Source organism: Enterobacter cloacae complex sp. SHL018 (assembly GCF_049237905.1).
GTDB classification, from domain to species: Bacteria; Pseudomonadota; Gammaproteobacteria; order Enterobacterales; family Enterobacteriaceae; genus Enterobacter; species Enterobacter hormaechei_C.
Window position 1 is genome coordinate 218,448 of sequence record NZ_JBMKJE010000003.1, and the last position, 24,123, is coordinate 242,570.

23 protein-coding genes and 1 other annotated feature are annotated in these 24,123 nt (G+C 56.4%); of the genes, 7 read left to right on the plus strand and 16 right to left on the minus strand.

What is annotated here, in order from left to right; translation table 11 throughout:
- Position 1: 1 nt before the first annotated feature.
- The 4 genes from thrA to yjjY form a co-directional block, all read right to left on the minus strand.
- Positions 2–2,464, minus strand: coding sequence for a bifunctional aspartate kinase/homoserine dehydrogenase I (gene thrA, locus ACOTY5_RS14155; protein WP_045141629.1), 2,463 nt, complete (start codon positions 2,462–2,464; stop codon positions 2–4).
- Positions 2,465–2,488: 24 nt separating this feature from the next.
- Positions 2,489–2,606, minus strand: a sequence feature (Thr leader region).
- Positions 2,545–2,613, minus strand: coding sequence for a thr operon leader peptide (gene thrL, locus ACOTY5_RS14160; protein WP_015572623.1), 69 nt, complete (start codon positions 2,611–2,613; stop codon positions 2,545–2,547). It overlaps the preceding feature by 62 nt.
- Positions 2,614–2,819: 206 nt before the next feature.
- Entirely contained in the window at positions 2,820–3,512 is a 693-nt protein-coding gene (locus tag ACOTY5_RS14165; protein ID WP_421631943.1) for a tRNA/rRNA methyltransferase, read from the minus strand.
- 399 nt (positions 3,513–3,911) lie between these two features.
- Positions 3,912–4,052 carry a protein YjjY gene (yjjY, locus tag ACOTY5_RS14170; protein WP_001541509.1) on the minus strand — a complete coding sequence of 47 codons (141 nt, stop codon included), beginning with the start codon at positions 4,050–4,052 and terminating at the stop codon, positions 3,912–3,914.
- 95 nt (positions 4,053–4,147) lie between these two features.
- On the opposite strand from yjjY, the gene arcA reads away from it, so the two are divergent.
- A complete protein-coding gene (arcA, locus tag ACOTY5_RS14175; RefSeq protein WP_003856501.1) occupies positions 4,148–4,864 on the plus strand; it encodes a two-component system response regulator ArcA in 717 nt (238 codons plus the stop codon).
- Between the two features lie 48 nt (positions 4,865–4,912).
- On the opposite strand, the gene creA is transcribed toward arcA, so the two are convergent.
- Positions 4,913–5,383 (minus strand): protein CreA, encoded by a 471-nt coding sequence (gene creA, locus ACOTY5_RS14180; protein ID WP_032103047.1) that lies wholly within the window; start codon positions 5,381–5,383, stop codon positions 4,913–4,915.
- Between the two features lie 214 nt (positions 5,384–5,597).
- Here creA and robA point away from each other — a divergent pair, with 214 nt between their 5' ends.
- Positions 5,598–6,467 carry an MDR efflux pump AcrAB transcriptional activator RobA gene (gene robA, locus ACOTY5_RS14185; RefSeq protein ID WP_015572620.1) on the plus strand — a complete coding sequence of 290 codons (870 nt, stop codon included), beginning with the start codon at positions 5,598–5,600 and terminating at the stop codon, positions 6,465–6,467.
- Here the strand turns inward: robA and gpmB are convergent.
- The gene (gpmB, locus tag ACOTY5_RS14190) at positions 6,464–7,111 is read right to left on the minus strand and encodes a 2,3-diphosphoglycerate-dependent phosphoglycerate mutase GpmB (RefSeq protein WP_006810187.1); all 648 of its coding nucleotides are present in this window, start codon (positions 7,109–7,111) and stop codon (positions 6,464–6,466) included. The genes robA and gpmB overlap by 4 nt on opposite strands.
- Positions 7,112–7,159: 48 nt before the next feature.
- On the opposite strand from gpmB, the gene yjjX reads away from it, so the two are divergent.
- Positions 7,160–7,675: an inosine/xanthosine triphosphatase gene (yjjX, locus tag ACOTY5_RS14195; RefSeq protein ID WP_015572619.1), complete on the plus strand. Its 516-nt coding sequence runs from the start codon at positions 7,160–7,162 to the stop codon at positions 7,673–7,675.
- A 27-nt stretch (positions 7,676–7,702) separates the two neighbouring features.
- Here yjjX and trpR read toward each other — a convergent pair whose 3' ends face one another.
- On the minus strand, positions 7,703–8,032 hold the full coding sequence (trpR, locus tag ACOTY5_RS14200) for a trp operon repressor (protein ID WP_003856511.1): 330 nt from the start codon (positions 8,030–8,032) through the stop codon (positions 7,703–7,705).
- A gap of 55 nt (positions 8,033–8,087) precedes the next feature.
- Positions 8,088–10,025, minus strand: a complete 1,938-nt coding sequence (gene sltY, locus ACOTY5_RS14205; protein ID WP_017694548.1) for a murein transglycosylase — start codon at positions 10,023–10,025, stop codon at positions 8,088–8,090.
- Positions 10,026–10,251: 226 nt separating this feature from the next.
- Here sltY and ettA point away from each other — a divergent pair, with 226 nt between their 5' ends.
- Positions 10,252–11,919: an energy-dependent translational throttle protein EttA gene (gene ettA / locus ACOTY5_RS14210; RefSeq protein ID WP_006810191.1), complete on the plus strand. Its 1,668-nt coding sequence runs from the start codon at positions 10,252–10,254 to the stop codon at positions 11,917–11,919.
- A 128-nt stretch (positions 11,920–12,047) separates the two neighbouring features.
- Here the strand turns inward: ettA and ACOTY5_RS14215 are convergent, their stop codons facing one another.
- Complete coding sequence (locus tag ACOTY5_RS14215) at positions 12,048–12,947, minus strand: LysR family transcriptional regulator (protein ID WP_045141631.1); 900 nt, start codon at positions 12,945–12,947, stop codon at positions 12,048–12,050.
- A 108-nt stretch (positions 12,948–13,055) separates the two neighbouring features.
- Here ACOTY5_RS14215 and ACOTY5_RS14220 point away from each other — a divergent pair, with 108 nt between their 5' ends.
- Positions 13,056–14,057: a zinc-binding alcohol dehydrogenase family protein gene (locus ACOTY5_RS14220; protein ID WP_045141632.1), complete on the plus strand. Its 1,002-nt coding sequence runs from the start codon at positions 13,056–13,058 to the stop codon at positions 14,055–14,057.
- A gap of 85 nt (positions 14,058–14,142) precedes the next feature.
- Here ACOTY5_RS14220 and nadR read toward each other — a convergent pair whose 3' ends face one another.
- The 3 genes from nadR to serB form a co-directional block, all read right to left on the minus strand.
- A complete protein-coding gene (nadR, locus tag ACOTY5_RS14225) occupies positions 14,143–15,375 on the minus strand; it encodes a multifunctional transcriptional regulator/nicotinamide-nucleotide adenylyltransferase/ribosylnicotinamide kinase NadR (RefSeq protein WP_045141633.1) in 1,233 nt (410 codons plus the stop codon).
- A 35-nt stretch (positions 15,376–15,410) separates the two neighbouring features.
- Positions 15,411–16,796 (minus strand): DNA repair protein RadA, encoded by a 1,386-nt coding sequence (radA, locus tag ACOTY5_RS14230; RefSeq protein WP_017383829.1) that lies wholly within the window; start codon positions 16,794–16,796, stop codon positions 15,411–15,413.
- A 75-nt stretch (positions 16,797–16,871) separates the two neighbouring features.
- Positions 16,872–17,840: a phosphoserine phosphatase gene (serB, locus tag ACOTY5_RS14235; RefSeq protein WP_003856524.1), complete on the minus strand. Its 969-nt coding sequence runs from the start codon at positions 17,838–17,840 to the stop codon at positions 16,872–16,874.
- 117 nt (positions 17,841–17,957) lie between these two features.
- Between serB and ACOTY5_RS14240 the strand changes: the two genes are divergently transcribed.
- Both ACOTY5_RS14240 and lplA read left to right on the plus strand, forming a co-directional pair.
- A complete protein-coding gene (locus ACOTY5_RS14240) occupies positions 17,958–18,602 on the plus strand; it encodes a YtjB family periplasmic protein (protein ID WP_015572615.1) in 645 nt (214 codons plus the stop codon).
- Positions 18,603–18,641: 39 nt separating this feature from the next.
- Complete coding sequence (gene lplA / locus ACOTY5_RS14245) at positions 18,642–19,658, plus strand: lipoate--protein ligase LplA (protein ID WP_015572614.1); 1,017 nt, start codon at positions 18,642–18,644, stop codon at positions 19,656–19,658.
- Positions 19,659–19,743: 85 nt separating this feature from the next.
- On the opposite strand, the gene deoD is transcribed toward lplA, so the two are convergent.
- The 4 genes from deoD to deoC all read right to left on the minus strand — a co-directional run bounded on the left by deoD (position 19,744) and on the right by deoC (position 24,067).
- Entirely contained in the window at positions 19,744–20,463 is a 720-nt protein-coding gene (gene deoD / locus ACOTY5_RS14250; protein ID WP_003856538.1) for a purine-nucleoside phosphorylase, read from the minus strand.
- Positions 20,464–20,588: 125 nt separating this feature from the next.
- Complete coding sequence (gene deoB / locus ACOTY5_RS14255) at positions 20,589–21,812, minus strand: phosphopentomutase (RefSeq protein WP_003856540.1); 1,224 nt, start codon at positions 21,810–21,812, stop codon at positions 20,589–20,591.
- 53 nt (positions 21,813–21,865) lie between these two features.
- Positions 21,866–23,188 (minus strand): thymidine phosphorylase, encoded by a 1,323-nt coding sequence (gene deoA / locus ACOTY5_RS14260; RefSeq protein ID WP_045141673.1) that lies wholly within the window; start codon positions 23,186–23,188, stop codon positions 21,866–21,868.
- 99 nt (positions 23,189–23,287) lie between these two features.
- A complete protein-coding gene (gene deoC, locus ACOTY5_RS14265; protein WP_003856543.1) occupies positions 23,288–24,067 on the minus strand; it encodes a deoxyribose-phosphate aldolase in 780 nt (259 codons plus the stop codon).
- Between the last annotated feature and the right edge of the window lie 56 nt (positions 24,068–24,123).

The window sequence follows — 24,123 nt, forward strand, 5'->3', positions numbered from 1 at the left end:
CTTAAACTCCTAACTTCCATGACAGGGTACGCAGCAGATCGGCAAACACGCCTGCCGCCGTCACATCATTCCCTGCGCCATAGCCGCGAAGCACCAGCGGCAGTGGCTGATAATAATGGCTGTAGAACGCCAGGGCGTTCTCGCCGTTTTTCACCTTGTACAGCGGATCGTTGCCATCCACTTCGGCAATCTTCACCCGGCAGACGCCGTCTTCTTCAATGTTGCCAACATAGCGCAATACCTTACCTTCATCACGGGCTTTCGAAACGCGTGCGGCAAAGGCGTCGTCAAGCTGCGGCAACCTGGCCATAAAGGCGCTGACGTCACCGCTGTCATCAAATTCTGCTGGCAGCACCGGCTCAATCACGATATCCGAAAGCTCCAGCTCGCGGCCAGTTTCGCGCGCCAGGATCAGCAGCTTACGCGCCACGTCCATGCCGGAGAGGTCGTCGCGCGGATCCGGCTCGGTGTAGCCCAGCTCGCGCGCGGCGCGGGTGGCTTCCGACAAGCTCATCCCTGCGTCCAGCTTGCCGAAGATAAACGACAGGGAGCCGGAGAGGATGCCGGAGAAACGCTGTAGTTCGTCGCCCGCGTTCAGCAGGTTTTGCAGGTTCTCGATGACCGGCAGGCCCGCGCCCACGTTGGTGTCATACAGAAACTTACGGCGCGACTTACTCGCCGCCAGCCGCAGCTGATGATAGTAATCCATCGACGAGGTATTGGCCTTTTTGTTTGGCGTCACCACGTGGAACCCTTCGCGCAGGAAGTCGGCGTACTGATCGGCCACCGCCTGGCTGGAGGTACAGTCAACAATCACCGGGTTAAGCAGGTGATATTCTTTCACCAGGCGGATCAGGCGGCCCAGGTTAAATGGCTCTTTCGCCTCTTCCAGCTCCGCCTGCCAGTTTTCCAGATTCAGACCGTGGACGTTAGTCAGCAACGCTTTCGAGTTCGCAATGCCGCAAACGCGCAAATCGATATGTTTCTTCTTAAGCCACTCCTGCTGGCGCTTCACCTGCTCCAGCAGCGCGCCACCGACACCACCGACGCCCACCAGGAACAGCTCAATCACCTGGTCGGTGTTGAACAGCATCTGATGCACCACGCGCACGCCGGTAGTGGCGTCATCGTTATCCACGACAACGGAAATGGAACGCTCTGATGAGCCCTGGGCAATCGCCACGATATTGATATTAGCCCGCGCCAGCGCGGCAAAGAATTTGGCGGAGATACCGCGCAGGGTGCGCATGCCGTCGCCGACCACAGAGATAATCGCCAGACGCTCCTGAATCGAGAGCGGCTCCAGCAGCTCTTCTTTCAGCTCCAGATAGAACTCTTCTTCCAGCGCGCGACGGGCACGCAGGCAATCACCCTGCGGAACGCAGAAGCTGATGCTGTATTCGGAAGAAGACTGCGTGATCAGCACCACGGAGATCCCGTTGCGGGACATAGCGGCAAAGACGCGTGCCGCCATGCCGACCATGCCCTTCATCCCCGGGCCGGAGACGCTGAACATCGCCATGTTATTGAGGTTAGAAATGCCTTTCACCGGCAGGTCATCTTCATCCGCGCTGGCGCCAATCAGCGTGCCCGGCGCCTGAGGGTTACCGGTATTCTTAATCAGGCAAGGGATTTGGAACTGGGCAATCGGGGAGATGGTACGCGGGTGAAGAACTTTAGCGCCGAAGTAGGAAAGCTCCATCGCTTCCTGGTACGACATCGACTTCAGCAGCCTGGCGTCCGGCACCTGGCGCGGATCGCAGGTATAAACGCCGTCGACGTCAGTCCAGATCTCACAACAGTCTGCGCGTAAACAGGCCGCCAGCACGGCAGCGGAGTAGTCAGAGCCGTTACGCCCCAGCACCACCAGTTCGCCCTTCTCGTTACCGGCGGTAAAGCCTGCCATCAGGATCATATGGTCAGACGGGATTTTGCTCGCCGCAATACGGCGTGTCGACTCGGCAATGTCGACGGTGGATTCAAGGTAGTGGCCCACAGCCAGCAGTTTTTCAACCGGATCGATGACCGTCACGTGGTGACCGCGCGCTTCCAGCACGCCAGCCATGATGGCGATAGAGAGTTTTTCACCCCGGCAAATCAGCGCCGCGTTGATGCTGTCCGGGCACTGACCAAGCAGGCTGATACCGTGAAGAACGTGTTTAATCTGGGCAAATTCAAGTTCAACGGTGCTTTTCAGCTGCGCCAGCGGGAAACCAGGCTGGGCGTCGGCCAGCCCCTGAAGCAGATCGGCAAAGATACGCTCGGCGTCGCTGATGTTCGGTAGTGCATCCTGACCACCGATGGTTTTTTCAATCATCGCCACCAGGTGGTTCGTGATTTTGGCCGGGGCAGAGAGCACGGTGGCAACCTGCCCCTGCCTGGCGTTGCTTTCCAGGATATCGGCAACACGCAGAAAACGTTCTGCATTTGCCACTGACGTACCGCCGAACTTCAACACTCGCATGGTTCTACCTCATTTCCTTTAGCCGAAAAAAAAGCCCGCACTGTTCAGGTGCGGGCTTTTTTCTGTTTTTCCTGTACGCGTCAGCCCGCATCGTTACCTGTGGTAATGATGATGGTTGTAGTAATGGTGGTGATGCTGATGCGTTTCATGGATGTTGTGTACTCTGTCATTATTATCTGTCTGTGCTCTATTCTTTTAGGGTTAAAGGATCGAGCCCCTTAAGTCAATGAATTTTTAATTCGATCACAATTCGAGATATTCTCACGTCCCGCTGCGGGCAGATTTATTTTCATCGGAATACCCCAGATGCAACCCCAGACATCAGCAGGATCGGCCATAATAAAAACCTATGACACTATTTTACTCGGCTAATTTTTTTTTCAATATCATGAAGCAATCGGTGCAGCATTGCCGTGTCGCGCTGCTCAAGACGCCCCAGGCGCTGCTGTAACCAGTCCACCATTTTTTGATCGTCAGCGACGCCCAACTGCTCAAGAAGCTTATCTGCACGAACACGCAGTGCCGCCAGCTGGTTTTCATCCGAAACTGTCACCGGTGGCTGAGAAATTTGTATTAAGGATGCTAATTGATAGCAATAGACCATCACCGCCTGCCCCAGATTGAGTGACGGATAATCCGCCACCATCGGCGCGCCCGTCAGCACGTCAGCCAGCTCCAGCTCTTCGTTAGTCAGCCCGGAATCTTCTCGCCCAAACACCAGCGCGGCTTTCTCCAGCCACTGGCTTTTCTCTTCCAGCATCGGCACCAGTTCAGCAGGCGTGGCGTAATAGTGAAACTTCGCCCGGCTGCGCGCGGTCGTCGCGACGGTAAACGAAATATCGTGGAGTGCGTCGGCGAGCGTAGCGTAAGTGGTTATATTATCGAGAATATCACCCGAACCGTGCGCCACCCAGCGCGCACCAGGCTCCAGATGCGCCGTGCTGTCCACAATACGCAAATCGGTAAAACCCATAGTCTTCATGGCACGCGCCGCAGCGCCAATATTTTCAGCTCTTGCTGGTGCCACCAGCACAATCGACAGATGCATTTACGCTCTCTTTTTAATCAGTTAGCAGGTAAAAATGTGATTCAGTTCAACATATTACGCAGCACGAATTTACAATTTTGCAACACAAATCACCGAAATAGCGTTTCATAACAATTAAAAAAAGCTAAACTATTTTGTGGCTGAACAATCAGTTAGAATGTTAACAGAAGTCCATTATCCTTATGTTTTGTAATGATAATGACCATATGAATACTCTTTTCTGATTGGATTCGTACCGTTTATCAATCAATGTCCGCAACTAGTTGGTTTATTGAAAAATTGTGACAAAGGCTAGCATTCAGCTACGATGATTTCATCAAACTGTTAACGTGCTACAATTGAACTTGATATATGTCAACGAAGCGTAGTTTTATTGGGTGTCCGGTGTCACTTAGCCTGTTATGTTGCTGTTAAAATGGTTAGGATGACAGCCGTTTTTGACACTGTCGGGTCCAAAGGGAAAGTACCCACGACCAAGCTAATGATGTTGTTGACGTTGATGGAAAGTGCATCAAGAACGCAATTACGTACTTTAGTCACGTTAAGCCGATCATGTTAATTTGCGACATGCATCAGGCAGGTCAGGGACTTTTGTACTTCCTGTTTCGATTTAGTTGGCAATTTAGGTAGCAAACATGCAGACCCCGCACATTCTTATCGTTGAAGACGAGTTGGTAACACGCAACACGTTAAAGAGCATTTTCGAAGCAGAAGGCTACGATGTCTTTGAAGCGACCGATGGCGCAGAGATGCATCAGATCCTTTCTGAAAATGATATCAACCTGGTGATTATGGATATCAACCTGCCGGGCAAAAACGGGCTTCTTCTGGCGCGCGAACTGCGTGAACAGGCGAACGTCGCGTTGATGTTCCTGACGGGCCGTGACAACGAGGTTGATAAAATTCTTGGTCTGGAAATCGGCGCGGATGACTACATCACCAAGCCGTTCAACCCTCGCGAGTTAACCATTCGTGCACGCAACCTGCTGTCCCGCACCATGAATCTGGGTACGGTAAGTGAAGAGCGTCGTAGCGTCGACAGCTACAAATTCAACGGCTGGGAACTTGATATCAATAGCCGTTCGCTGATTAGCCCGAACGGTGAGCAGTACAAACTGCCGCGCAGTGAATTCCGCGCGATGCTGCACTTCTGCGAGAACCCGGGCAAGATCCAGTCCCGTGCAGAACTGCTGAAGAAAATGACCGGTCGTGAGTTGAAGCCACACGATCGTACCGTTGACGTAACCATCCGTCGTATTCGTAAGCACTTCGAATCTACGCCGGATACGCCGGAAATCATCGCCACGATCCATGGTGAAGGCTATCGTTTCTGCGGTGACCTCCAGGAGTAATTCTCCCGTCACGCAGTAAAAAACGGCGCATTTGCGCCGTTTTTTTTATCAATGCCACGGCATAATCGGTACCGCGCTTATCGCGTTTTTCGGTGAGCCGTCCACGACTTTGTCGGAATAAGCCAGATAAGCCAGGGTGTTACGCTTCGCGTCATAAAAACGGACCACCTGTAGCTTTTTGAACACCAGCGAGGTCCGTTTCTGGAATACGACGTCGCCCTGCGCTTTGCCGTTTTTGATTTTGTCACTCAATTCCACCGGGCCAACCTGCTGGCAGGAGATGGCCGCGTCAGACGTGTCTTCAGCCAGCCCCAGGCCGCCTTTAATCCCGCCGGTCTTTGCCCGGCTGACATAGCAGGTGACGTTCTTAACGTCCGGATCGTCAAAGGCTTCCACCACAATTTTGTGGTCCGGCCCAAACATTTTAAACACAGTATCCACGGAGCCAATTTGCTCCGCCTGTGCCACGCGCCCTGCCATCAGCGCCAGTGCTGTAAAGACTAAAACCTTGTATTTCATATTGTTACCATTCATAAAAATTACGCTGAGCGATTATTCAACAGGTTAGATAAAAATGTAGCAAGATCACAGCATTAGAATATATCCGCACATAAATCACTACAAAAAGCATTTATGCGCAAAAAAAACACTGAATGCTAAAACGTCAAAAAATGCTATTATCCGCTAACCTGTAAACAGGCACCTGCGGCAGTTTTAAGGATGAGGATAGTATATGGATCAGGCTGGAATTATTCGCGACCTGCTCACCTGGCTGGAAGGTCATCTCGACCAGCCTTTGTCACTGGATAATGTGGCGGCAAAAGCAGGCTATTCCAAGTGGCATCTGCAAAGGATGTTCAAGGATGTCACCGGTCATGCTATCGGTGCCTATATTCGCGCACGTCGTTTATCAAAGTCTGCTGTCGCGTTGCGCCTGACCGCGCGACCAATCCTGGATATTGCCCTGCAATATCGCTTCGATTCACAGCAAACCTTCACCCGCGCCTTTAAAAAACAGTTCTCGTTAACGCCAGCGCTTTATCGCCGCTCGCCGGACTGGAGTTCCTTTGGTATGCGTCCGCCGCTGCGTCTGGGCGAGTTTGCGATGCCAAAATATGAAATCATCACCCTGCCGGAAACGCACCTGGTCGGCACCACGCAGAGCTACTCCTGTTCCCTGGAGCAGATCTCCGAGTTCCGCCATCAGATGCGCGTTCAGTTCTGGCGCGAATTTTTAAGCCATGCTCCGGCGCTCCCGCCGATTCTGTATGGCCTGAACGAAACGCATCCCAGCCAGGAAAAAGACGACGAGCAGGAGGTGTTCTATACCACGGCGCTGACGCCTGACATGGCGAACGGTTACATTCATGGCTCGAAGCCTGTCGTGCTGGAAGGCGGCGAGTATGTGATGTTCTCATACGAAGGTTTAGGAACGGGCGTTCAGGAGTTCATCCTGACCGTTTACGGGACCTGCATGCCGATGCTGAATCTGAATCGCCGTAAAGGTCAGGACATTGAGCGCTACTATCCGGCGCAAGATGCTAAACCGGAAGAAGGCCCTATCAATCTGCGTATGGAATTCCTGATTCCGGTACGTCGTTAACGCTGCAACTCATCCAGTGCAGGGGCATCAAGATGCGAAATGTCCCCTGCCATCTCAACTACCCACCCCGATGCCAGCCAGGCACTTTCCTGATAGTCGATACGGGAAATGGAACAGTTGCGCAGACGCAAACGGCGTTCGGCGTAAGCCGGCAGTCCCAGAATGGTGCTCACCAGGCAACCCAGCGCGATACCGTGGCTTACCAGCAGCGGTCGGCTACCTGCCGGGAGTTTCAGGCACTCGGCCAGCGCGGCATGCATGCGCACGCTCAGCTCCTGCATGGATTCCCCTTCAGGGATGCGACCATCTTCAGTGCCGTTCACCAGCGTGCGACGCCAGCCTTCTTCGGTTTCCGTCAGCGTATCGATAGGACGTTTTTCCAGCACGCCCATATCCAGCTCGCGCAGACGCGGTTCGAGGGTCACGTCGCAGCCACAGGCATCGGCGATGATGCGTGCCGTCTGCTGCGTGCGGCCTAAATCACTGGAGATGACGTGAGTGATACCCAGCGTTCTGGCGCGCTCCGCCACCTGCCACGCTTGCTGCACACCTTTGTCGGTGAGAGGACTGTCTGACTGGCCTTGAATACGTCGCTCGGCGTTCCACTGCGTTTCACCGTGGCGAACAAGGTATACCTGTAACATGCTTTTTTTCCGTTATACTGCGATGAATTTTTTAAATCGAGCTTAATTATGCACCATGTTGTCTCTGCTACCACCAATCCTGCCAAAATTCAGGCAATTCTAAGGGCATTTGAAGAGATCTTCGGCGAAGGATCCTGCCATATTGACGCCGTCGGCGTCGAGAGCGGTGTGCCGGAACAGCCGTTTGGCAGCGAGGAAACACGCGCTGGCGCACGAAATCGCGTGGCGAATGCAAAAGCCGCCGCGCCAGACGCTGACTTCTGGGTCGCGATTGAAGCAGGCATCGACGAAGGGGCGACCTTCAGCTGGGTTGTCATCGAAAGCCGTGAGCAGCGCGGCGAAGCGCGTTCTGCCACGCTGCCGCTGCCGGAAGTCATACTGGAGAAAGTCCGCGCGGGTGAGGCGCTGGGGCCGGTAATGTCGCACTACACCGGCATTGATGAAATTGGTCGTAAAGAGGGGGCGATTGGCGTCTTTACGGGTGGCAAGCTTACGCGTTCAGGCGTTTACCACCAGGCCGTTATTCTGGCGTTAAGTCCGTTCCATAACGCGATTTATCGTTAAGTTTGCAGGCCGGATAAGGCGAAGCCGTCATCCGGCGTTTTTCAGCAATACCGCTTCCAGCCACTGACGCAGTTCAACCGGCGCCGACTTCAGGCTGTTTGAACCACGGGTGATGGTCGCGATGCCCGCGCCCAGCTCGTTTTTCAGCTCGCGCTGGCTCATTTCGCCGCGCAGCAGTTCCTCAATAATGCGTACCCGCGTGCCCAGCGCTTCGCGTTCATCGGGCGTCAGCATCAGCTGTAGCAACGGTAAATGCAGATCTTTGTCGTAAGACTGGCGGAGCAACTCCACAAAACGAAGCCACTCCTGATGACGCTGTTCGGCCATGGCCGAGGAATACGGGGAATGCTGGGTCATGTTATGCTGCCTCTTGTACTCATTAGCGAGTACAGCATAACACAACCCGCGCCGATCAGTAACGTCTCTGCCACTCGGCATCGCTCATCAGGGTATCTTTCTGCCCCATGAAGTAGCGATAGTAGGCGTCATAAGCCAGCACATTCTTCACATAGCCGCGCGTTTCCGAGAACGGAATGCTCTCGACAAACGCCACGGCGTCGATGCGCCCTGCGCTGTTGCCAAGCCATGTCCGCACGCGGCCAGGCCCGGCGTTGTACGCCGCTGACGCGAAGATACGGTTATTACCGAACTGCTGATAGACGTACTGCAAGTAGCTGGTACCGATGTTGATGTTAGTCTCCGGATCCAGCAGCTGGGACGGGCTGCTGTAGCCTGGAATATTAAACATCTTCACCGTGTGCGTCGCGGTACCCGGCATAATCTGCATCAGGCCGCTGGCACCCACCGGAGAACGCACTTTCGGGTTCCAGGCGCTCTCCTGACGGGCAATGGCCATCGCGTAGCTTTGCGGAATATCTTTGCCGCTGGTGTAGCGATCGAACAGATCCTTATAAGCCAGCGGGAAACGCTCTTCGAGATGATCCCACAGTTTGCCGGCGATCGTCGCCTGCACGCTCAGATCCCACCAGCGATTATCAAATGCATAGCGGGCAAGCTGCGCTTTCTCATCGGTGGTACGGCTGGTGACCAGATTCGCCCATTCGCTGCGCGCGGTATTATCCAGATTCCAGTACATCAGCTCGCGCACGCGCGCCATTTCCGGCCCCTGCGTCAGCGCCGGGTTCGCGTTGGCTGGCGCTTTGTCGATCTTCAGGGTGTACTCCTCGCCCAGACGCTGCGCCGCCGCCATCGGGTAGAATCCACGCTGCTGCATCAGGGAGTGGAGGATCTCTTTGGCTTCATCTTCACGACCACGTTCCAGCAGCATGTCCGCCTGCCAGTAACGCCATTCATCTTTCTCTTTGGCATCCATCGGCAGACGCGCCAGCCAGGTATTGAGGCCGCGACGATCGCCCGTTCCCAGTGCCATGCGCACGCGACGCTCCACCAGCGAGACAGAGTTTGAACGCATCACCGCATCATCACGCCAGCGCGCCTGTTCGTCGGTGACATCTGTCCCCATCAGTCGCCATGCCACGATATCGCGCAGCTCCTGGGTTTGATCGTCATTAAGCTGCTGGGCCTGCACCAGCTGCGGGATCATCAGCCGGGCGTTTTCCACATCATCGCGCGCCACGCTGGCAAAGGCCACCGCCGCCATCTGGCGGGTAAAATCGGTCGCGCCGGTGGTACGCGCAAACGTCAGCACAGTATTGGGATCGTTTGCCAGACTGATAACGGCAGACGCAATGGTCTGATAATCTGCGGGCATCTGGCCCGCCAGCACGGTGACCAGCCGGGTGTTTCCGGCCTTCATCGCCAGGCGAATACGTTCCAGGTAAGAGAGCGGATCCTGCTTGCCCGAGGCGCGCCAGGCGCTGAACAGCGGGTCACAGGCGTTTGGCTGGCTTTTGCCCGTCAGCCACAGCTCTTTCGCGCCGGTCCAGGCTTCCTCCTGCTGACCGGTCGCCCATTTCGCATAATAGTAATTACACTGCGCTTCCGTCGCGCCCGGTTTATCCGGGCTGAAAGCCAGCAGGCCGCGCCAGTCTTCGCGACGGGCCAGCTCGTTCACAAACCGGGACTTCAGGGTGCGCGCAGGCGGCAGGGTCGGGTTCGCCTGAATGAAGTTATTCACGGTGACGGTCGGTTGATTCATGAGATCGTCCGTGATCTGACGATACTCAAGATACGGATACAGCGGATAATCCTTCAGCGTCGGCATCAGCGCCTGCACGGTATCCATCTGCTTGTTGTCCCATGCCTGTTTAATCTGGGCATAGCGGTTACGTTGTTCATCCAGTGAATCGGCATGCACCGCCTGGCTTACCGCCATTACGCATACGCTGGCAGCCAGCAGACGCCAGACCACCCGTTTGGCTTTTTCCACAAGCTCTTCCTCATTGTTTTTCGTCAGTTGCAGCGTCTTGCCACGTCAAAGTTACATCAACTTATGCTAACCAGGCATCCCACAACGCGCCACGTCATGGACACTTTTTTACCTTTCTTGCGCGTTTTAACACTCCCGACGTTCCTGGCTGGGATTAGGGCGTGAAAAAGGCTACACTTCGAGGCTGAAATTCATTCTCATCACGATAAAAGAGGCGAAGTCCAACGTGGCTCAATTCGTTTATACCATGCATCGTGTCGGCAAAGTTGTCCCGCCGAAACGTCATATTCTTAAAAATATCTCGCTGAGCTTCTTCCCGGGCGCAAAAATCGGTGTTCTGGGTCTCAACGGTGCCGGTAAGTCCACCCTGCTGCGCATCATGGCCGGCATCGATACAGACATCGAAGGTGAAGCCCGTCCGCAGCCTGGCATTAAGATCGGCTACCTGCCGCAGGAACCTCAGCTGAACCCGGAACACACCGTGCGTGAATCCGTTGAAGAAGCGGTATCCGAGGTGGTTAACGCCCTGAAAGGTCTGGATGAAGTGTATGCCAAATACGCCGAGCCGGATGCGGACTTCGACAAACTGGCCGCTCAGCAGGGCAAATATGAAGAGATTATCCAGGCGCACGACGGTCACAACCTGAACGTGCAGCTGGAGCGCGCGGCCGATGCCCTGCGTCTGCCAGACTGGGATGCGAAAATCGCTAACCTGTCCGGTGGTGAACGCCGTCGCGTGGCGCTGTGCCGCCTGCTGCTGGAAAAACCAGACATGCTGCTGCTCGACGAACCTACCAACCACCTGGATGCGGAATCCGTGGCGTGGCTGGAGCGCTTCCTGCACGACTTCGAAGGCACCGTGGTGGCGATTACCCACGACCGTTACTTCCTTGATAACGTGGCAGGCTGGATCCTGGAGCTGGACCGCGGCGAAGGTATTCCGTGGGAAGGCAACTACTCCTCCTGGCTGGAGCAGAAAGATCAGCGTCTGGCGCAGGAAGCATCTCAGGAAGCGGCGCGTCGTAAGTCTATCGAGAAAGAGCTGGAGTGGGTGCGTCAGGGCGCGAAAGGCCGTCAGTCCAAGGGCAAAGCCCGTCTGGCACGCTTCGAAGAGCTGAATAACACTGAATACCAGAAACGTAACGAAACCAACGAACTGTTTATTCCACCTGGCGCACGTCTGGGGGATAAAGTGGTTGAAGTGACCAACCTGCGTAAGTCCTACGGCGACCGTCTGCTGATCGACGACCTGACCTTCTCCGTGCCGAAAGGCGCTATCGTTGGCATCATCGGTCCGAACGGCGCAGGTAAATCAACCCTGTTCCGCATGATGTCCGGTCAGGAACAGCCTGACAGCGGCTCTATCACCCTGGGTGAAACCGTGAAGCTGGCTTCCGTGGACCAGTTCCGCGACGCAATGGATAACAGCAAAACCGTGTGGGAAGAGGTTTCCGGCGGTCTGGATATCATGCGTATCGGCAACACCGAGATGCCAAGCCGCGCTTACGTTGGCCGCTTTAACTTTAAGGGCACTGACCAGGGCAAACGCGTGGGCGAGCTGTCCGGCGGTGAGCGCGGTCGTCTGCACCTGGCAAAACTGCTCCAGGTTGGCGGCAACGTTCTGCTGCTTGATGAACCTACCAACGACCTGGACATCGAAACCCTGCGCGCGCTGGAAAACGCCCTGCTGGAGTTCCCGGGCTGCGCGATGGTTATCTCGCACGACCGCTGGTTCCTGGACCGCATCGCAACCCACATCCTGGACTACCAGGACGAAGGTAAGGTGGAGTTCTTCGAAGGTAACTTCACCGAATACGAAGAGTACAAGAAACGCACGCTGGGCGCAGACGCGCTGGAGCCGAAGCGTATTAAGTACAAGCGTATTGCGAAATAAAAGCAAAACGGCAACTTCGGTTGCCGTTTTTTATGTTTGTAACCTCTCCCCGTGGGAGAGGGCCAGGGTGAGGGCATCAGGCCGCACAGTGTGTAGGCCGGGTAAGGCGAAGCCGCCACCCGGCTTTTTTATTTGCCCACGTAATACCGCTTCACCTCATCAAACTGCATCGCAAAGTCGATATAGCTCATCAGCGCAGGCGAATTGAGCTTACGGCTCGGGTAGGCCAGCCAGAGATCGTTTCCCTCAACGCTCCACGCCGACAGCACCTTCACCAGCGCGCCCTTTTCGATCTTATCTTCCAGCAGGAATGCGGGTAACAGCGTGATCCCCGCCCCGGCAATGGCGCATTCCCGGGCGTACACCAGGTTATCGGTCATATGGGCGTTATCCGGCAGATACCGATAATCCTCACTCTCGCTTCGCAGAAGCCACTCCGACCATGCCCGGTGCGTAATGCAGCGGTGCTCCACCAGCTGTCGGGGATGGATTAACGGCGCCCGACGCGCCAGGTAGTGGGGCGAGGCCAGCATGTAGCGCGGACAGTGCCCAATCATGCGGCCAATCAGGGAAGAATCCTGCGGTTTGCCGGTGCGCAGCGCCACGTCAAAGCCAGACTCGACCAGATCCACCACGTCGTCTGAGATCGACACATCCAGCGACACGTCCGGATAGCGAAGCTGGAACTCGGCATTCATATGCGCCAGCAGCGTCGCGCCAATTCCCGCCGGACAGGTGATCCGCAGCCGCCCACTGGGGTTTTCGCGCAGCCGCTGAATGGCATACTCCGCGCGCTCGCTGGCCGCCAGCATCTCGCGACAGTGCACCAGATAGTGCTCGCCTGCAAACGTCAGGCTGATCCTGCGCGTGGTGCGATTCAACAGACGGATCCCCACCTGCTGCTCCAGCTGGCTAATCCGCTGGCTGACACTGGATTTCGGCAGTTCCGCCTTCTGCGCCGCCGCGGTAAAGCTGCCCATCTCGGCTACCAGCGCAAACAGCGCCATATCCTGAAGCTGTTTAAACATGATTGTTCACCCTGTACGAACGCTGAGTTCTGGATTGTCCATCTTATCATGCAGCTGACCACTTAATAGACTAGCCTCAACAAAACGCATGCCATTGAGGAGCACACCATGTCAGTGAAAGCCATTGCCGTTAACCCGGAAAATCCGTCCACCTTCGTTGAAATCACTCCGCCGATGCCGCAGCCCGGTGAACACGATCTGCTGGTGGAGGTAAAAGCCGTCTCCGTAAACCCAGTGGACACCAAGGTACATGCAGGCATTGCCAAAAGCGGCCTGAAGGAGCCGCGCATTCTCGGGTGGGATGCCAGCGGTATCGTACAAGCCGTTGGGGCTGGCGTCACCGGATTCAAACCGGGTGACGAAGTGTGGTACGCGGGGGATATCACCCGTCCGGGCAGTAATACCACGCACCAGCTGATCGATGCGCGCATTGTCGGGCACAAGCCTGCAAGCCTTGACTGGGCCGCCGCGGCTGCATTGCCGCTGACGGCGCTCACCGCGTGGGAAGGCCTGTTTGAACGGCTGAAGATTCAGGATGCCGACGCAGATAAAACGCTGCTGATAATTGGCGGCGCGGGTGGAGTCGGATCGCTGGCGATCCCGTTTGCGAAGCACAACAGCAAGGTGAAGATCGTCGCAACCGCTTCACGAGAAGATTCCGCCCGGTGGTGTCGCGATCGCGGGGCTGACATTGTCGTAAATTACCGCGACCTGAAGGGAGAACTGGCGAAACAGGGGCTCACCTTTGTGGATTACATTTTTATCCTCAACGATACCGACGGGCACTGGGATGCGGTCAGCGATCTGATTGCCCCTCAGGGAGACATTTGTTCCATCGTTGAAAACGCGCATCCGCTGAACCAGGACAAGCTGAAGTCCAAATCTGCCGCCCTGCACTGGGAATTTATGTACACCCGTAGCATGTACCAGACCACGGATATGGCGCGTCAGGGTGAGATTTTAGATGAGGTGGCGAAGCTGGTGGATAACGGCGTGGTGGAAAGCTCGCTCAGCGAAACGCTGCACGGGCTAAGCGTGGAAAGCATTACCGAAGCGCACCGCAGGGTGCTGGAGGGGCATATGCGTGGGAAGGTGGTGGTTGAGTATTGAGTGTGGGCTGATTCCCTCACCCCGGCCCTCTCCCAAAGGGAGAGGGCGATTAAAGCCCCCTCTCCTGGTGGGAGAGGGGAAGTTATTAACCCTGCTCCCCCATCATCTCCTTCACCAGCTCGACGCAGCGCAGGAAGCGGGAGTCGTAGTCCGACTCTTCCACATGTACAAACTCAACGTTGTTCTCGTTAAGCATCTCTACCAGCATGGTCTGGAACTCCCGCCTGTCCACCGAGCTGCCCAGGCTGCGCATGCCGTCGGCCACCCACGGGGTATTGTTTTCCAGCAGGATCACCAGGTCAAAGCGGTATTCGTCAATCAGCGCCTGCACAAACGGGTGCTCGCGCCCTTCGTACTTTTTGCAGAACGCCTGCGTGGTGACGAAATCGGTATCAATAAAGGCGACTTTATTGGCGTATTTCACCGCAAAATCAATGTACTGGGCATGACCGAGCGCGATTTTATCGTAGTCGGAATACTGCAACGCCATCTCGTCGCCGCCAAGGTGTGAGAAGACGTAATCGCGGCCATACTCCCACGCACTGGTGGTATTGAAGATGTTAGCCAGCTTATTTACCAGCGTCGATTTCCCGCTCGACTCGCCGCCGAGGATCGCCACCGTACGCACGAAGAACGGCTTCACCTCGGTCGGGATGTAGTCCCAGTAACGGAACGGGTTCTCGCGGATCTGCGCCCCGCTGATGTTCATGAAGGTGCGTTTAGGATCGATCAGCACCGTCTCAATGTCCAGATGCTCGCGGAACTGCGGCGCGTCGGACTCTTCAGAGGTGTAGATCCAGTTAGGCGCAATGCCCTTCTCTTCCATAAACGCTTTGATGCCGTTGCTCCACACGTCCCAGCCGTGCGGGTACGGTTCCATGCCCTCTTCGTTAAAAGCATGAATGCGTATATTTTTCTGGTACTTAAAGGTCTGAAGCAGCCAGCGCAGGCGGTCCGGCACGGTGGGCTGCTGCGACATGGCGCTGTCTTCAAACAGCTGGCGATCGCGGGTTTCATCATAACCCATGATGATATGCAGCTCGTCGACCTGGCTACAGGCGCGCTGGATCAGATAGATATGCCCGGTATGCAGCGGGTAGAACTTACCGAACACCACGCCAATGTTCTTTTGCATCCGCGGAAATTCAAGCCCCAGAAAACGGTGCAGCGCTTCCAGCTTCTGCGCGCTGGGGCTTTTGATTTTGGCGTTCAGCAGTTGGCTCAGGTAGCCCTTGGTCATGCCGCTGGCGTCCGCCACCTGCTGCAACGTGCAGCCCTTCTGGCGGATAGCGGTCTTGATGTAGTCAAATGATGACATAAATTACGGTGCCTCCTGCAAAATCGAATACGTAATTATAAGTCGTCAAAGACATTTAACGCATCTGCAAGTTTTTTAACGCCAAAAACCTGCATCCCTTCCGGAATTTTTTTCGGCACGTTGGCGGCCGGAACAATCGCGCGGCGGAAGCCATGTTTTGCCGCTTCGGAGATACGCTCCTGACCGCTCGGCACCGGGCGGATCTCGCCGGCCAACCCTACCTCACCAAATACCACCAGATCCTGCGGCAACGGTCTGTCGCGCAGGCTGGAGACCATTGCCAGCAGCAGCGCCAGGTCCGCGCTGGTTTCCGTAACCTTCACCCCACCAACCACGTTGACGAACACATCCTGATCCGCCATTTGCAGACCGCCGTGACGGTGCAGCACCGCCAGCAGGATCGCCAGGCGGTTCTGTTCCAGACCGACCGCCACGCGCCGCGGGTTGCCCATCATCGATTGATCCACCAGCGCCTGAATTTCAACCAGCAGCGGACGCGTCCCCTCCCACAGCACCATCACCGAACTACCGGACGTGATCTCGTCGCCACGGCTCAGGAAGATGGCCGACGGGTTGCTGACTTCGCGAAGCCCCTGCTCGGTCATGGCAAACACGCCCAGCTCATTCACCGCGCCAAAGCGGTTTTTATGGCTGCGCAGGGTACGAAAACGGGAATCCGCATCGCCATCGAGCATCACCGAGCAGTCGATACAGTGTTCAAGCACTTTCGGTCCCGCCAGCGAGCCGTCTTTGGTCACATGACCAACCATCACAATCGCCACGCCGCGCGTTTTGGCAAAGCGCGTCAGGTAGGCCGCGGTTTCACGCACCTGCGCCACGCTTCCCGGTGACGACTGAATGTCAGCCATATGCATCACCTGAATGGAGTCAATCACCATCAGCTTCGGCTGCTCTTCTTCGGCGATCATGCAGATCTGCTCGATGCTGGTTTCCGAAAGCATATTCAGATTGCCGGTCGGCAGGCCGAGGCGGTGCGCGCGCATCGCCACCTGCTGAAGTGATTCTTCCCCCGTGACGTACAGGGTTTTCATCTGTTCGGCTAGCTTGCAGAGCGTTTGCAGCAGCAGGGTCGATTTACCCGCGCCCGGGTTACCGCCGATCAGAATGGCGCTGCCCGGCACTACGCCACCGCCGAGCACGCGGTCAAATTCTTTGAATCCGGTGGAAAAGCGCGGCAGCGCTTCCAGGCTGATATCCGAAAGTTTTTGTACCTTCGACACGCCTGCATTGCCCGCATAGCCGCTCAGCCGTTCATTGCGGGCCACGCTCGGCGAAGCCGCCACACCACGCACTTCGGTGATGGTGTTCCAGGCATGACAGGCGCTGCATTGCCCCTGCCAGCGCGGATAATCCGCACCACATTCATTACAGACAAATGCGCGTTTTGGAGCTTTCGCCACGGTTTACCTCGTTATTTCTGTGCGGTCTGCGCGCCGGGTGGCGCTGACGCTTACCCGGCCTACAAAAGCAGGCCGCTATTTTTGATTAATGCTGCCGGAGAGAATACAGAACACCCCCATCAGATCAGCATGACGGATAGTGACTTCCGTCTTTTCATTCACTTTCGGCTTGGCATGGTAGGCAATACCCAGCCCGGCAACTTTGATCATCGGCAGATCGTTCGCGCCATCGCCGATGGCGACGGTCTGCTCGACCGGAATGGCATATTTCTCCGCCAGACGCGTCAGCGTATTGGCTTTGTACTGCGCATCCACGATGTCGCCGATGACCTGTCCGGTGAGTTTGCCGTCCATGATCTCCAGCTCGTTTGCCACCACGGTGGTCAGACGCAGCTTGTCACGCAGGTAGTCGGCAAAGAAGGTGAACCCGCCGGAGGCAATCGCCACTTTCCAGCCGAGCGTCTCCAGCTTGAGCACCAGCTGCGTCAGCCCAGGCATCAGGGGCAGTTCATCGCGCACCTGACGCAAAATGTTAGCATCGGCCCCCTTCAGGGTCGCCACGCGCTGTCTCAGGCTGGCGGTGAAATCCAGCTCGCCGCGCATCGCGCGCTCGGTGACTTCCGCCACCAGCTCGCCGCTGCCCGCCAGTTTAGCAATCTCGTCAATACATTCGATCTGAATGGCGGTGGAGTCCATGTCCATTACCAGCAGGCCGGGCGTTTTCAGGTGCGGAATTTTGCCGAGGGGGGCAACGTCCAGCCCGGCGTCGTGCGCCAGACGCGTGGCGCGCTGCGTCAGGGAACCCGCCAGGCGAATAACCTGATAATCTTCCACGCACCAGGCCGCAACGATGACCATCGCTGCGCCCAGTTTGGTTTGATACTGGGTGAGGCGTTGCTTATCCAGGCCGCGTCCGTACAGCAGCCAGCCGCTACGGCCAGCGTGGTAATCGAGAGGCATCACCTCATCGCCACTTAAAGAGAGCGGCAATCCTGGCCATAAAGAGACATCCGTTGGCAGGTCGCACCAGGTAATGTTCGGCATTGAAGCTCCTGTAATTTCGTTCGCGCCGGAAGGTTCCAGAGGGAAAATAACGCATGAGGCTACCCTGTAACCATCACTTCTGGCAACATTAAGCCGTAAATTTTAAGCAGGTGGAATATGGCTCGCGCAAAACTGAAATTCCGGCTTCATCGCGCCGTGATTGTCCTGATCTGTCTCGCACTATTAGTGGCGCTGATGCAGGGGGCATCCTGGTTTAGCCAGAATCACCAACGACAGCGTAACCCGCAGTTTGAGGAACTGGCCCGGACGCTGGCGCGCCAGGTGACGCTCAACGTTGCGCCGTCTATGCGCACCGAAACGCCGGATGATAAGCGAATAGCCCAGGTATTGCGCCAGCTTACGGAAAACAGCCGCATTCTGGATGCAGGCGTGTACGATGAACAGGGCGACCTGATTGCCCGCGCGGGTGAGCATGTCGACGTGCGCGACAGGCTGGCGCTGGATGGCAAAAAAGCCGGTGGTTACTTCAACCAACAAATCGTCGAACCCATTCAGGGCAAGAATGGTCCGCTCGGCTATTTACGTCTGACACTCGACACCCACACCCTGCCAACCGAAGCCAAACAGGTGGATAACACCACCAATATTTTGCGCCTGATGCTGCTGCTCTCGCTGGCGATTGGCGTGGTACTGGCGCGCACGCTGCTCCAGGGCAAACGCACCCGCTGGCAGCAGTCGCCGTTCCTGTTAACCGCCAGCAAGTCGGTTCCCGAAGAGGAAGAGAGCGAGAAGAAAGAATAGTGATAAAGTAGGCGGATGATTCGGAAAAGGAACTCTGCCATGTCGACGTTACGCCTGCTAATCTCTGACTCTTACGATCCCTGGTTTAACCTGGCGGTGGAAGAGTGCATCTTCCGCCAGATGCCTGCCACCCAGCGCGTCCTGTTTCTCTGGCGCAACGCCGATACGGTCGTTATTGGTCGCGCGCAAAATCCGTGGAAAGAGTGTAACACCCGCCGTATGGAAGAGGACAACGTCCGCCTGGCGCGCCGCAGCAGCGGCGGCGGTGCGGTGTTTCACGATCTGGGCAACACCTGCTTTACCTTTATGGCGGGCAAGCCGGAATACGACAAAACCATCTCGACCTCCATTGTGCTTAACGCGCTCAATTCACTCGGCGTGACGGCTGAAGCCTCGGGACGTAACGATCTGGTCGTGAAAACGCCTGAAGGCGACCGGAAAGTGTCAGGCTCAGCCTACCGCGAAACGATGGATCGCGGATTCCACCACGGCACATTATTGCTGAATGCCGATCTGAGCCGTCTGGCAAACTATCTGAATCCGGACAAGAAAAAGCTCCAGGCCAAAGGCATTACCTCCGTGCGCGGTCGCGTGGCGAATCTGGTGGAGCTCCTGCCGGGGATTACCCATGAACGCATTTGCGATGCGATCCGCGAGGCCTTTTTCAGGCATTACGGTGAACGCGTAGAAGCCGAGGTGATTTCTCCGGATAAAACCCCGGATCTGCCAAACTTCGCGGAAACCTTCGCCCGCCAGAGCAGCTGGGAGTGGAATTTCGGTCAGGCACCGGCGTTTTCACACCTGCTGGATGAGCGATTTACCTGGGGCGGCGTTGAGCTGCACTTTGACGTCGAGAAAGGCCATATCTCTCGTACCCAGGTATTTACGGATAGTCTTAATCCGGCACCGTTAGAAGCGCTGGCTGCACGTTTGCAGGGCTGTCTCTATCGGGCAGATATGCTGCAACAGGAGTGTGACGCGTTACGTGTTGATTTTCCGGAACAGGAACAAGAGTTGCGGGAGTTATCGGCGTGGATTGCGCAGGCAGTACGCTAATAAAAAAGCCCGCTGGCGCTCTGCTTAGCGGGCCTGGAAAACCGCTGGCCGGGTCAGGCGAAGCCGCCACCCGGCACAACAGGTATTACTCTTTATCGCCGAGCAGAACGGATTCCAGCGCGATTTTGATCATGTCGTTGAAGGTGGTCTGACGCTCGGCAGCGGTAGTCTGCTCGTGGGTACGGATGTGGTCAGACACGGTGCAGATGGTCAGCGCTTTCGCACCGAATTCAGCCGCCACGCCGTAGATACCGGCCGCTTCCATTTCCACGCCCAGAATGCCGTATTTTTCCATCACGTCGAACATGTCGCCTTCTGGCGAGTAGAACAGATCGGCAGAGAACAGGTTGCCCACGCGCGCGTCAACGCCCAGCGCTTTTGCCGCGTCAACCGCGTTACGCACCATGTCAAAGTCAGCGATGGCCGCAAAGTCATGATCTTTAAAGCGAATGCGGTTGACTTTAGAGTCGGTGCACGCGCCCATGCCGATCACCACGTCACGCAGCTTAACGTCCATGCGCACTGCGCCGCAGGAGCCGACACGGATGATTTTCTTCACGCCGAAATCGGTGATCAGCTCTTTGGTGTAGATGGAGCAGGATGGGATACCCATGCCGTGACCCATCACGGAGATTTTGCGGCCTTTATAGGTGCCGGTGAAGCCCAGCATGCCGCGCACGTTGTTCACTTCACGCACGTCTTCGAGGAAGGTTTCTGCAATGTGCTTCGCGCGCAGCGGGTCGCCCGGCATCAATACGACGTCAGCGAAATCACCCATTTCTGCATTAATGTGAGGAGTTGCCATCTTCAGTTCCTTTTACATTGTTGTTTTTGCCGGGTGGCGGCTACGCCTTACCCGGCCTACATTCTGTTCTCCCTCTCCCGATGGGAGAGGGCCGGGGTGAGGGCATCAGGCCGCACCCAATCCGTTTAGAACATAGCCTTGCCATATTCCATGTCAGACGTACCAAAGTATTTCGCAATCGTCTGGCCGATGTCCGCGAAGGTTTCACGGTGACCCAGCGAGCCCGGTTTGACTTTCGGGCCGTACACCAGCACCGGAATGTGCTCACGGGTGTGGTCGGTACCGGTCCAGGTCGGGTCACAGCCATGGTCAGCGGTCAGGATCAGAATGTCATCTTCCCCCACCAGCTCCATCAGCTCTGGCAGACGGCGGTCAAACAGCTCCAGACCCGCAGCATACCCGGCGACGTCGCGACGGTGGCCCCAGGAGGAGTCGAAGTCCACGAAGTTGGTGAAGACAATGGTCTTATCGCCCGCTTCTTTCATCTCTTTGATGGTGGCGTCGAACAGCGCATCCAGACCGGTCGCTTTGACCTTTTTGGTAATGCCGCAGTTGGCGTAAATGTCCGCGATTTTACCCACGGAAACCACGTGGCCGTCTTTCTCGTCGACGAGTTTTTGCAGCACGGTCGGCGCCGGTGGCTCCACGGCCAGATCGTGACGGTTGCCGGTACGCTGGAAGTTACCCGCTTTGTCGCCGATAAACGGACGCGCGATAACGCGGCCAATGTTGTAGCCGCCTTCGGTCAGCTCTTCACGGGCGATCTCGCACAGCTCGTACAGTTTATCCAGGCCAAACGTCTCTTCATGGCAGGCGATCTGGAACACGGAGTCAGCAGAGGTATAGAAAATCGGCTTGCCGGTTTTCATATGCTCTTCGCCGAGCTGATCCAGAATCACGGTACCGGAAGAGTGGCAGTTGCCGAGGTAGCCCGGCAGGTTGGCGCGCTTCACCAGCTTATCGAGCAGCTCCTGCGGGAAGCTGTTCTCGTGATCGGAGAAGTAGCCCCAGTCAAACAGCACCGGCACGCCGGCGATTTCCCAGTGGCCGGACGGAGTATCTTTCCCGGAAGAGAGCTCGTGCGCCCACGCGTAGGCGCCCACCACTTCCGCGTTACCGTCCATACCGGCTGCGATCTTACCGGTAGAGCCTTCATGCGCTTTTACCAGCCCCAGACGGGTCAGGTTTGGCAGGTTCAGAGGGCCTTTACGACCGTTGTCCGCTTCGCCTTTTGCACAGGCTTCCGCGATGTGACCCAGGGTATCGGAACCCACGTCACCAAATCGTTCTGCATCTTCGGTTGCGCCGATGCCGAATGAGTCCAGCACCATAATAAATGCACGTTTCATAATTGTTCTCCGTACTTAGTGCTTCATAAAAATGCGATCAGATCAGTATACCGCTATTCAGTGATACGACGATAGACCGTCGGTGTGGTTTCCGGTGCTTTATCGTCAAGAGATATTGCCGCCTTCACCGCTTTCGCCGCGTCCTGCCAGCTGGCTTCATCTTTCGCGTGGATCACCGCCAGCGGACGTTGGCCGTCAACGCTGTCGCCCAGACGGGCCATATCGGTAAAGCCGACGCTGTAATCAATGGTGTCCGATGCCTGACGACGACCGCCGCCCATAGACACAACAGCCATGCCGAGCGCGCGGGTATCCATAGCCGAGACAAAGCCTTCGCTGTCCGCATAGACCGCTTTGCTGAGCATCGCGGTGGGCAGGTATTTCGCGTAGTTTTCCACGAAGTCGGTCGGGCCTTTCTGCGCCGCCACCATCCGACCAAAGATCTCCGCCGCTTTGCCGTTGTCCAGCACCGCCTGAAGCTTCGCGCGGGCTTCCGCGTCGTCTTTGGCCAACTTGCCGGAGATTAACATCTCAACGCACAGCGCCATGGTGACATCGAACAGGCGCGGGTTACGGTATTCGCCTGTGAGGAACTGCACGGCCTCACGGACTTCAACCGCGTTACCAGCGCTGGAGGCTAGCACCTGGTTCATGTCCGTCAGCAGTGCAGTGGTGCGCACGCCCGCGCCGTTGGAGACGCCAACGATCGCTTCGGCCAGCGCCTCAGAGAGTTCATAGGTTGGCATAAACGCGCCGCTGCCCACTTTCACATCCATCACCAGCGCATCCAGACCTTCCGCCAGTTTTTTGGCAAGGATAGAGGCGGTGATCAGCGGGATGGAGTCTACGGTCGCGGTAATGTCACGCGTCGCGTAGAAACGCTTGTCAGCCGGAGCAAGAGAGCTGGTCTGGCCGATAATCGCCACGCCAACGTCTTTAATAATGTCGCGGAAGCGGTTGTCATCCGGGAAGATATCGAAGCCCGGAATGGCTTCCAGTTTGTCGAGCGTACCGCCGGTATGACCCAGGCCGCGCCCGGAAATCATCGGGATGTAACCGCCACAGGCTGCCACCATTGGGCCAAGCATCAGGGAGGTCACGTCGCCCACGCCGCCGGTGGAGTGTTTGTCCACAATCGGGCCGTTGAGGTTGAGGCTTTTCCAGTCCAGAACGGTTCCTGAATCTCGCATCGCCATGGTCAGCGACACGCGCTCAGGCATCGACATATCGTGGAAGAAAATGGTCATCGCCAGAGCCGCAATCTGCCCTTCAGAGATGGTGTTATCACGAATGCCCTTGATAAAAAAGCGGATTTCTTCGTCGCTTAATGCATGACCATCACGTTTTTTACGAATAATTTCTTGTGCGAGAAACACGGTAACCTCCATGCGGAATCGGGTGAATGGCGGCGGATATGTTGACCCGCCCTACGATCCTGTAGGCCGGGTTAGCGTAGCGCCACCCGGCAATTCAACTTAGTAGCTGCTTGCGCTCTTACCGTCACCGTGACCCAGCGCTTTCAGCAGGCTGGCCAGCAGGCTGGACGCGCCGAAGCGGTAGTGGCGGGAATCGGCCCAGTCGGCGCCGAACAGCTCGTCGGCAATCGCCAGGAACTGCTGCGCGTCTTCTGCGGTACGCACGCCGCCCGCCGGTTTGAAGCCAACGGTTTTGGACACGCCCATATCACGGATGACTTCCATCATGATGCGTGCGCTTTCCGGAGTAGCGTTGACCGGCACTTTACCGGTAGAGGTTTTAATGAAATCCGCGCCCGCTTTGATGGAGATTTCAGACGCCTTACGAATCAGCGCCTCTTCTTTCAGCTCGCCGGTTTCGATGATCACTTTAAGCAGCACGTTTGCCGCCGCACACGCGTCCTTACAGGCTTTCACCAGGTCAAAACCGACCTGCTCGTTGCCGGCGATCAGCGCGCGGTACGGGAATACCACGTCAACTTCGTCCGCGCCGTACGCAATCGCCGCGCGGGTTTCTGCCAGCGCGATCTCGATATCGTCATTGCCGTGCGGGAAGTTAGTTACGGTGGCAATGCGCACATCCGGCGTGCCCTGCTCTTTCAGCGTTTTGCGGGCAATCGGGATGAAGCGCGGATAGATACAGACGGCGGCGGTGTTACCCACTGGCGTTTTCGCCTGATGGCACAGGGCGATGACTTTTTCATTGGTGTCGTCATCGTTCAGGGTGGTCAGGTCCATCAGTTTCAACGCGCGCAGGCTGCTTGCAGTTAAATCGGTCATAACATTCTCCAACGGCAGTGCCGTATAAATTTTACCTTGCGGGTCTGTGAGTATTC

Bases quoted from the DNA above. Each gene is read 5' to 3' on its own strand.
- serB (WP_003856524.1), bottom strand. From the start codon at position 17,840: ATGCCGAACATTACCTGGTGCGACCTGCCAACGGATGTCTCTTTATGG.
- lplA (WP_015572614.1), top strand. From the start codon at position 18,642: ATGTCGACGTTACGCCTGCTAATCTCTGACTCTTACGATCCCTGGTTT.
- deoC (WP_003856543.1), bottom strand. From the start codon at position 24,067: ATGACCGATTTAACTGCAAGCAGCCTGCGCGCGTTGAAACTGATGGAC.
- yjjX (WP_015572619.1), top strand. From the start codon at position 7,160: ATGCACCATGTTGTCTCTGCTACCACCAATCCTGCCAAAATTCAGGCA.
- thrA (WP_045141629.1), bottom strand. From the start codon at position 2,464: ATGCGAGTGTTGAAGTTCGGCGGTACGTCAGTGGCAAATGCAGAACGT.
- deoD (WP_003856538.1), bottom strand. From the start codon at position 20,463: ATGGCAACTCCTCACATTAATGCAGAAATGGGTGATTTCGCTGACGTC.
- gpmB (WP_006810187.1), bottom strand. From the start codon at position 7,111: ATGTTACAGGTATACCTTGTTCGCCACGGTGAAACGCAGTGGAACGCC.
- ACOTY5_RS14240 (WP_015572615.1), top strand. From the start codon at position 17,958: ATGGCTCGCGCAAAACTGAAATTCCGGCTTCATCGCGCCGTGATTGTC.
- trpR (WP_003856511.1), bottom strand. From the start codon at position 8,032: ATGACCCAGCATTCCCCGTATTCCTCGGCCATGGCCGAACAGCGTCAT.
- robA (WP_015572620.1), top strand. From the start codon at position 5,598: ATGGATCAGGCTGGAATTATTCGCGACCTGCTCACCTGGCTGGAAGGT.
- ACOTY5_RS14215 (WP_045141631.1), bottom strand. From the start codon at position 12,947: ATGTTTAAACAGCTTCAGGATATGGCGCTGTTTGCGCTGGTAGCCGAG.
- ACOTY5_RS14220 (WP_045141632.1), top strand. From the start codon at position 13,056: ATGTCAGTGAAAGCCATTGCCGTTAACCCGGAAAATCCGTCCACCTTC.
- deoB (WP_003856540.1), bottom strand. From the start codon at position 21,812: ATGAAACGTGCATTTATTATGGTGCTGGACTCATTCGGCATCGGCGCA.
- ACOTY5_RS14165 (WP_421631943.1), bottom strand. From the start codon at position 3,512: ATGCATCTGTCGATTGTGCTGGTGGCACCAGCAAGAGCTGAAAATATT.
- creA (WP_032103047.1), bottom strand. From the start codon at position 5,383: ATGAAATACAAGGTTTTAGTCTTTACAGCACTGGCGCTGATGGCAGGG.
- nadR (WP_045141633.1), bottom strand. From the start codon at position 15,375: ATGTCATCATTTGACTACATCAAGACCGCTATCCGCCAGAAGGGCTGC.
- arcA (WP_003856501.1), top strand. From the start codon at position 4,148: ATGCAGACCCCGCACATTCTTATCGTTGAAGACGAGTTGGTAACACGC.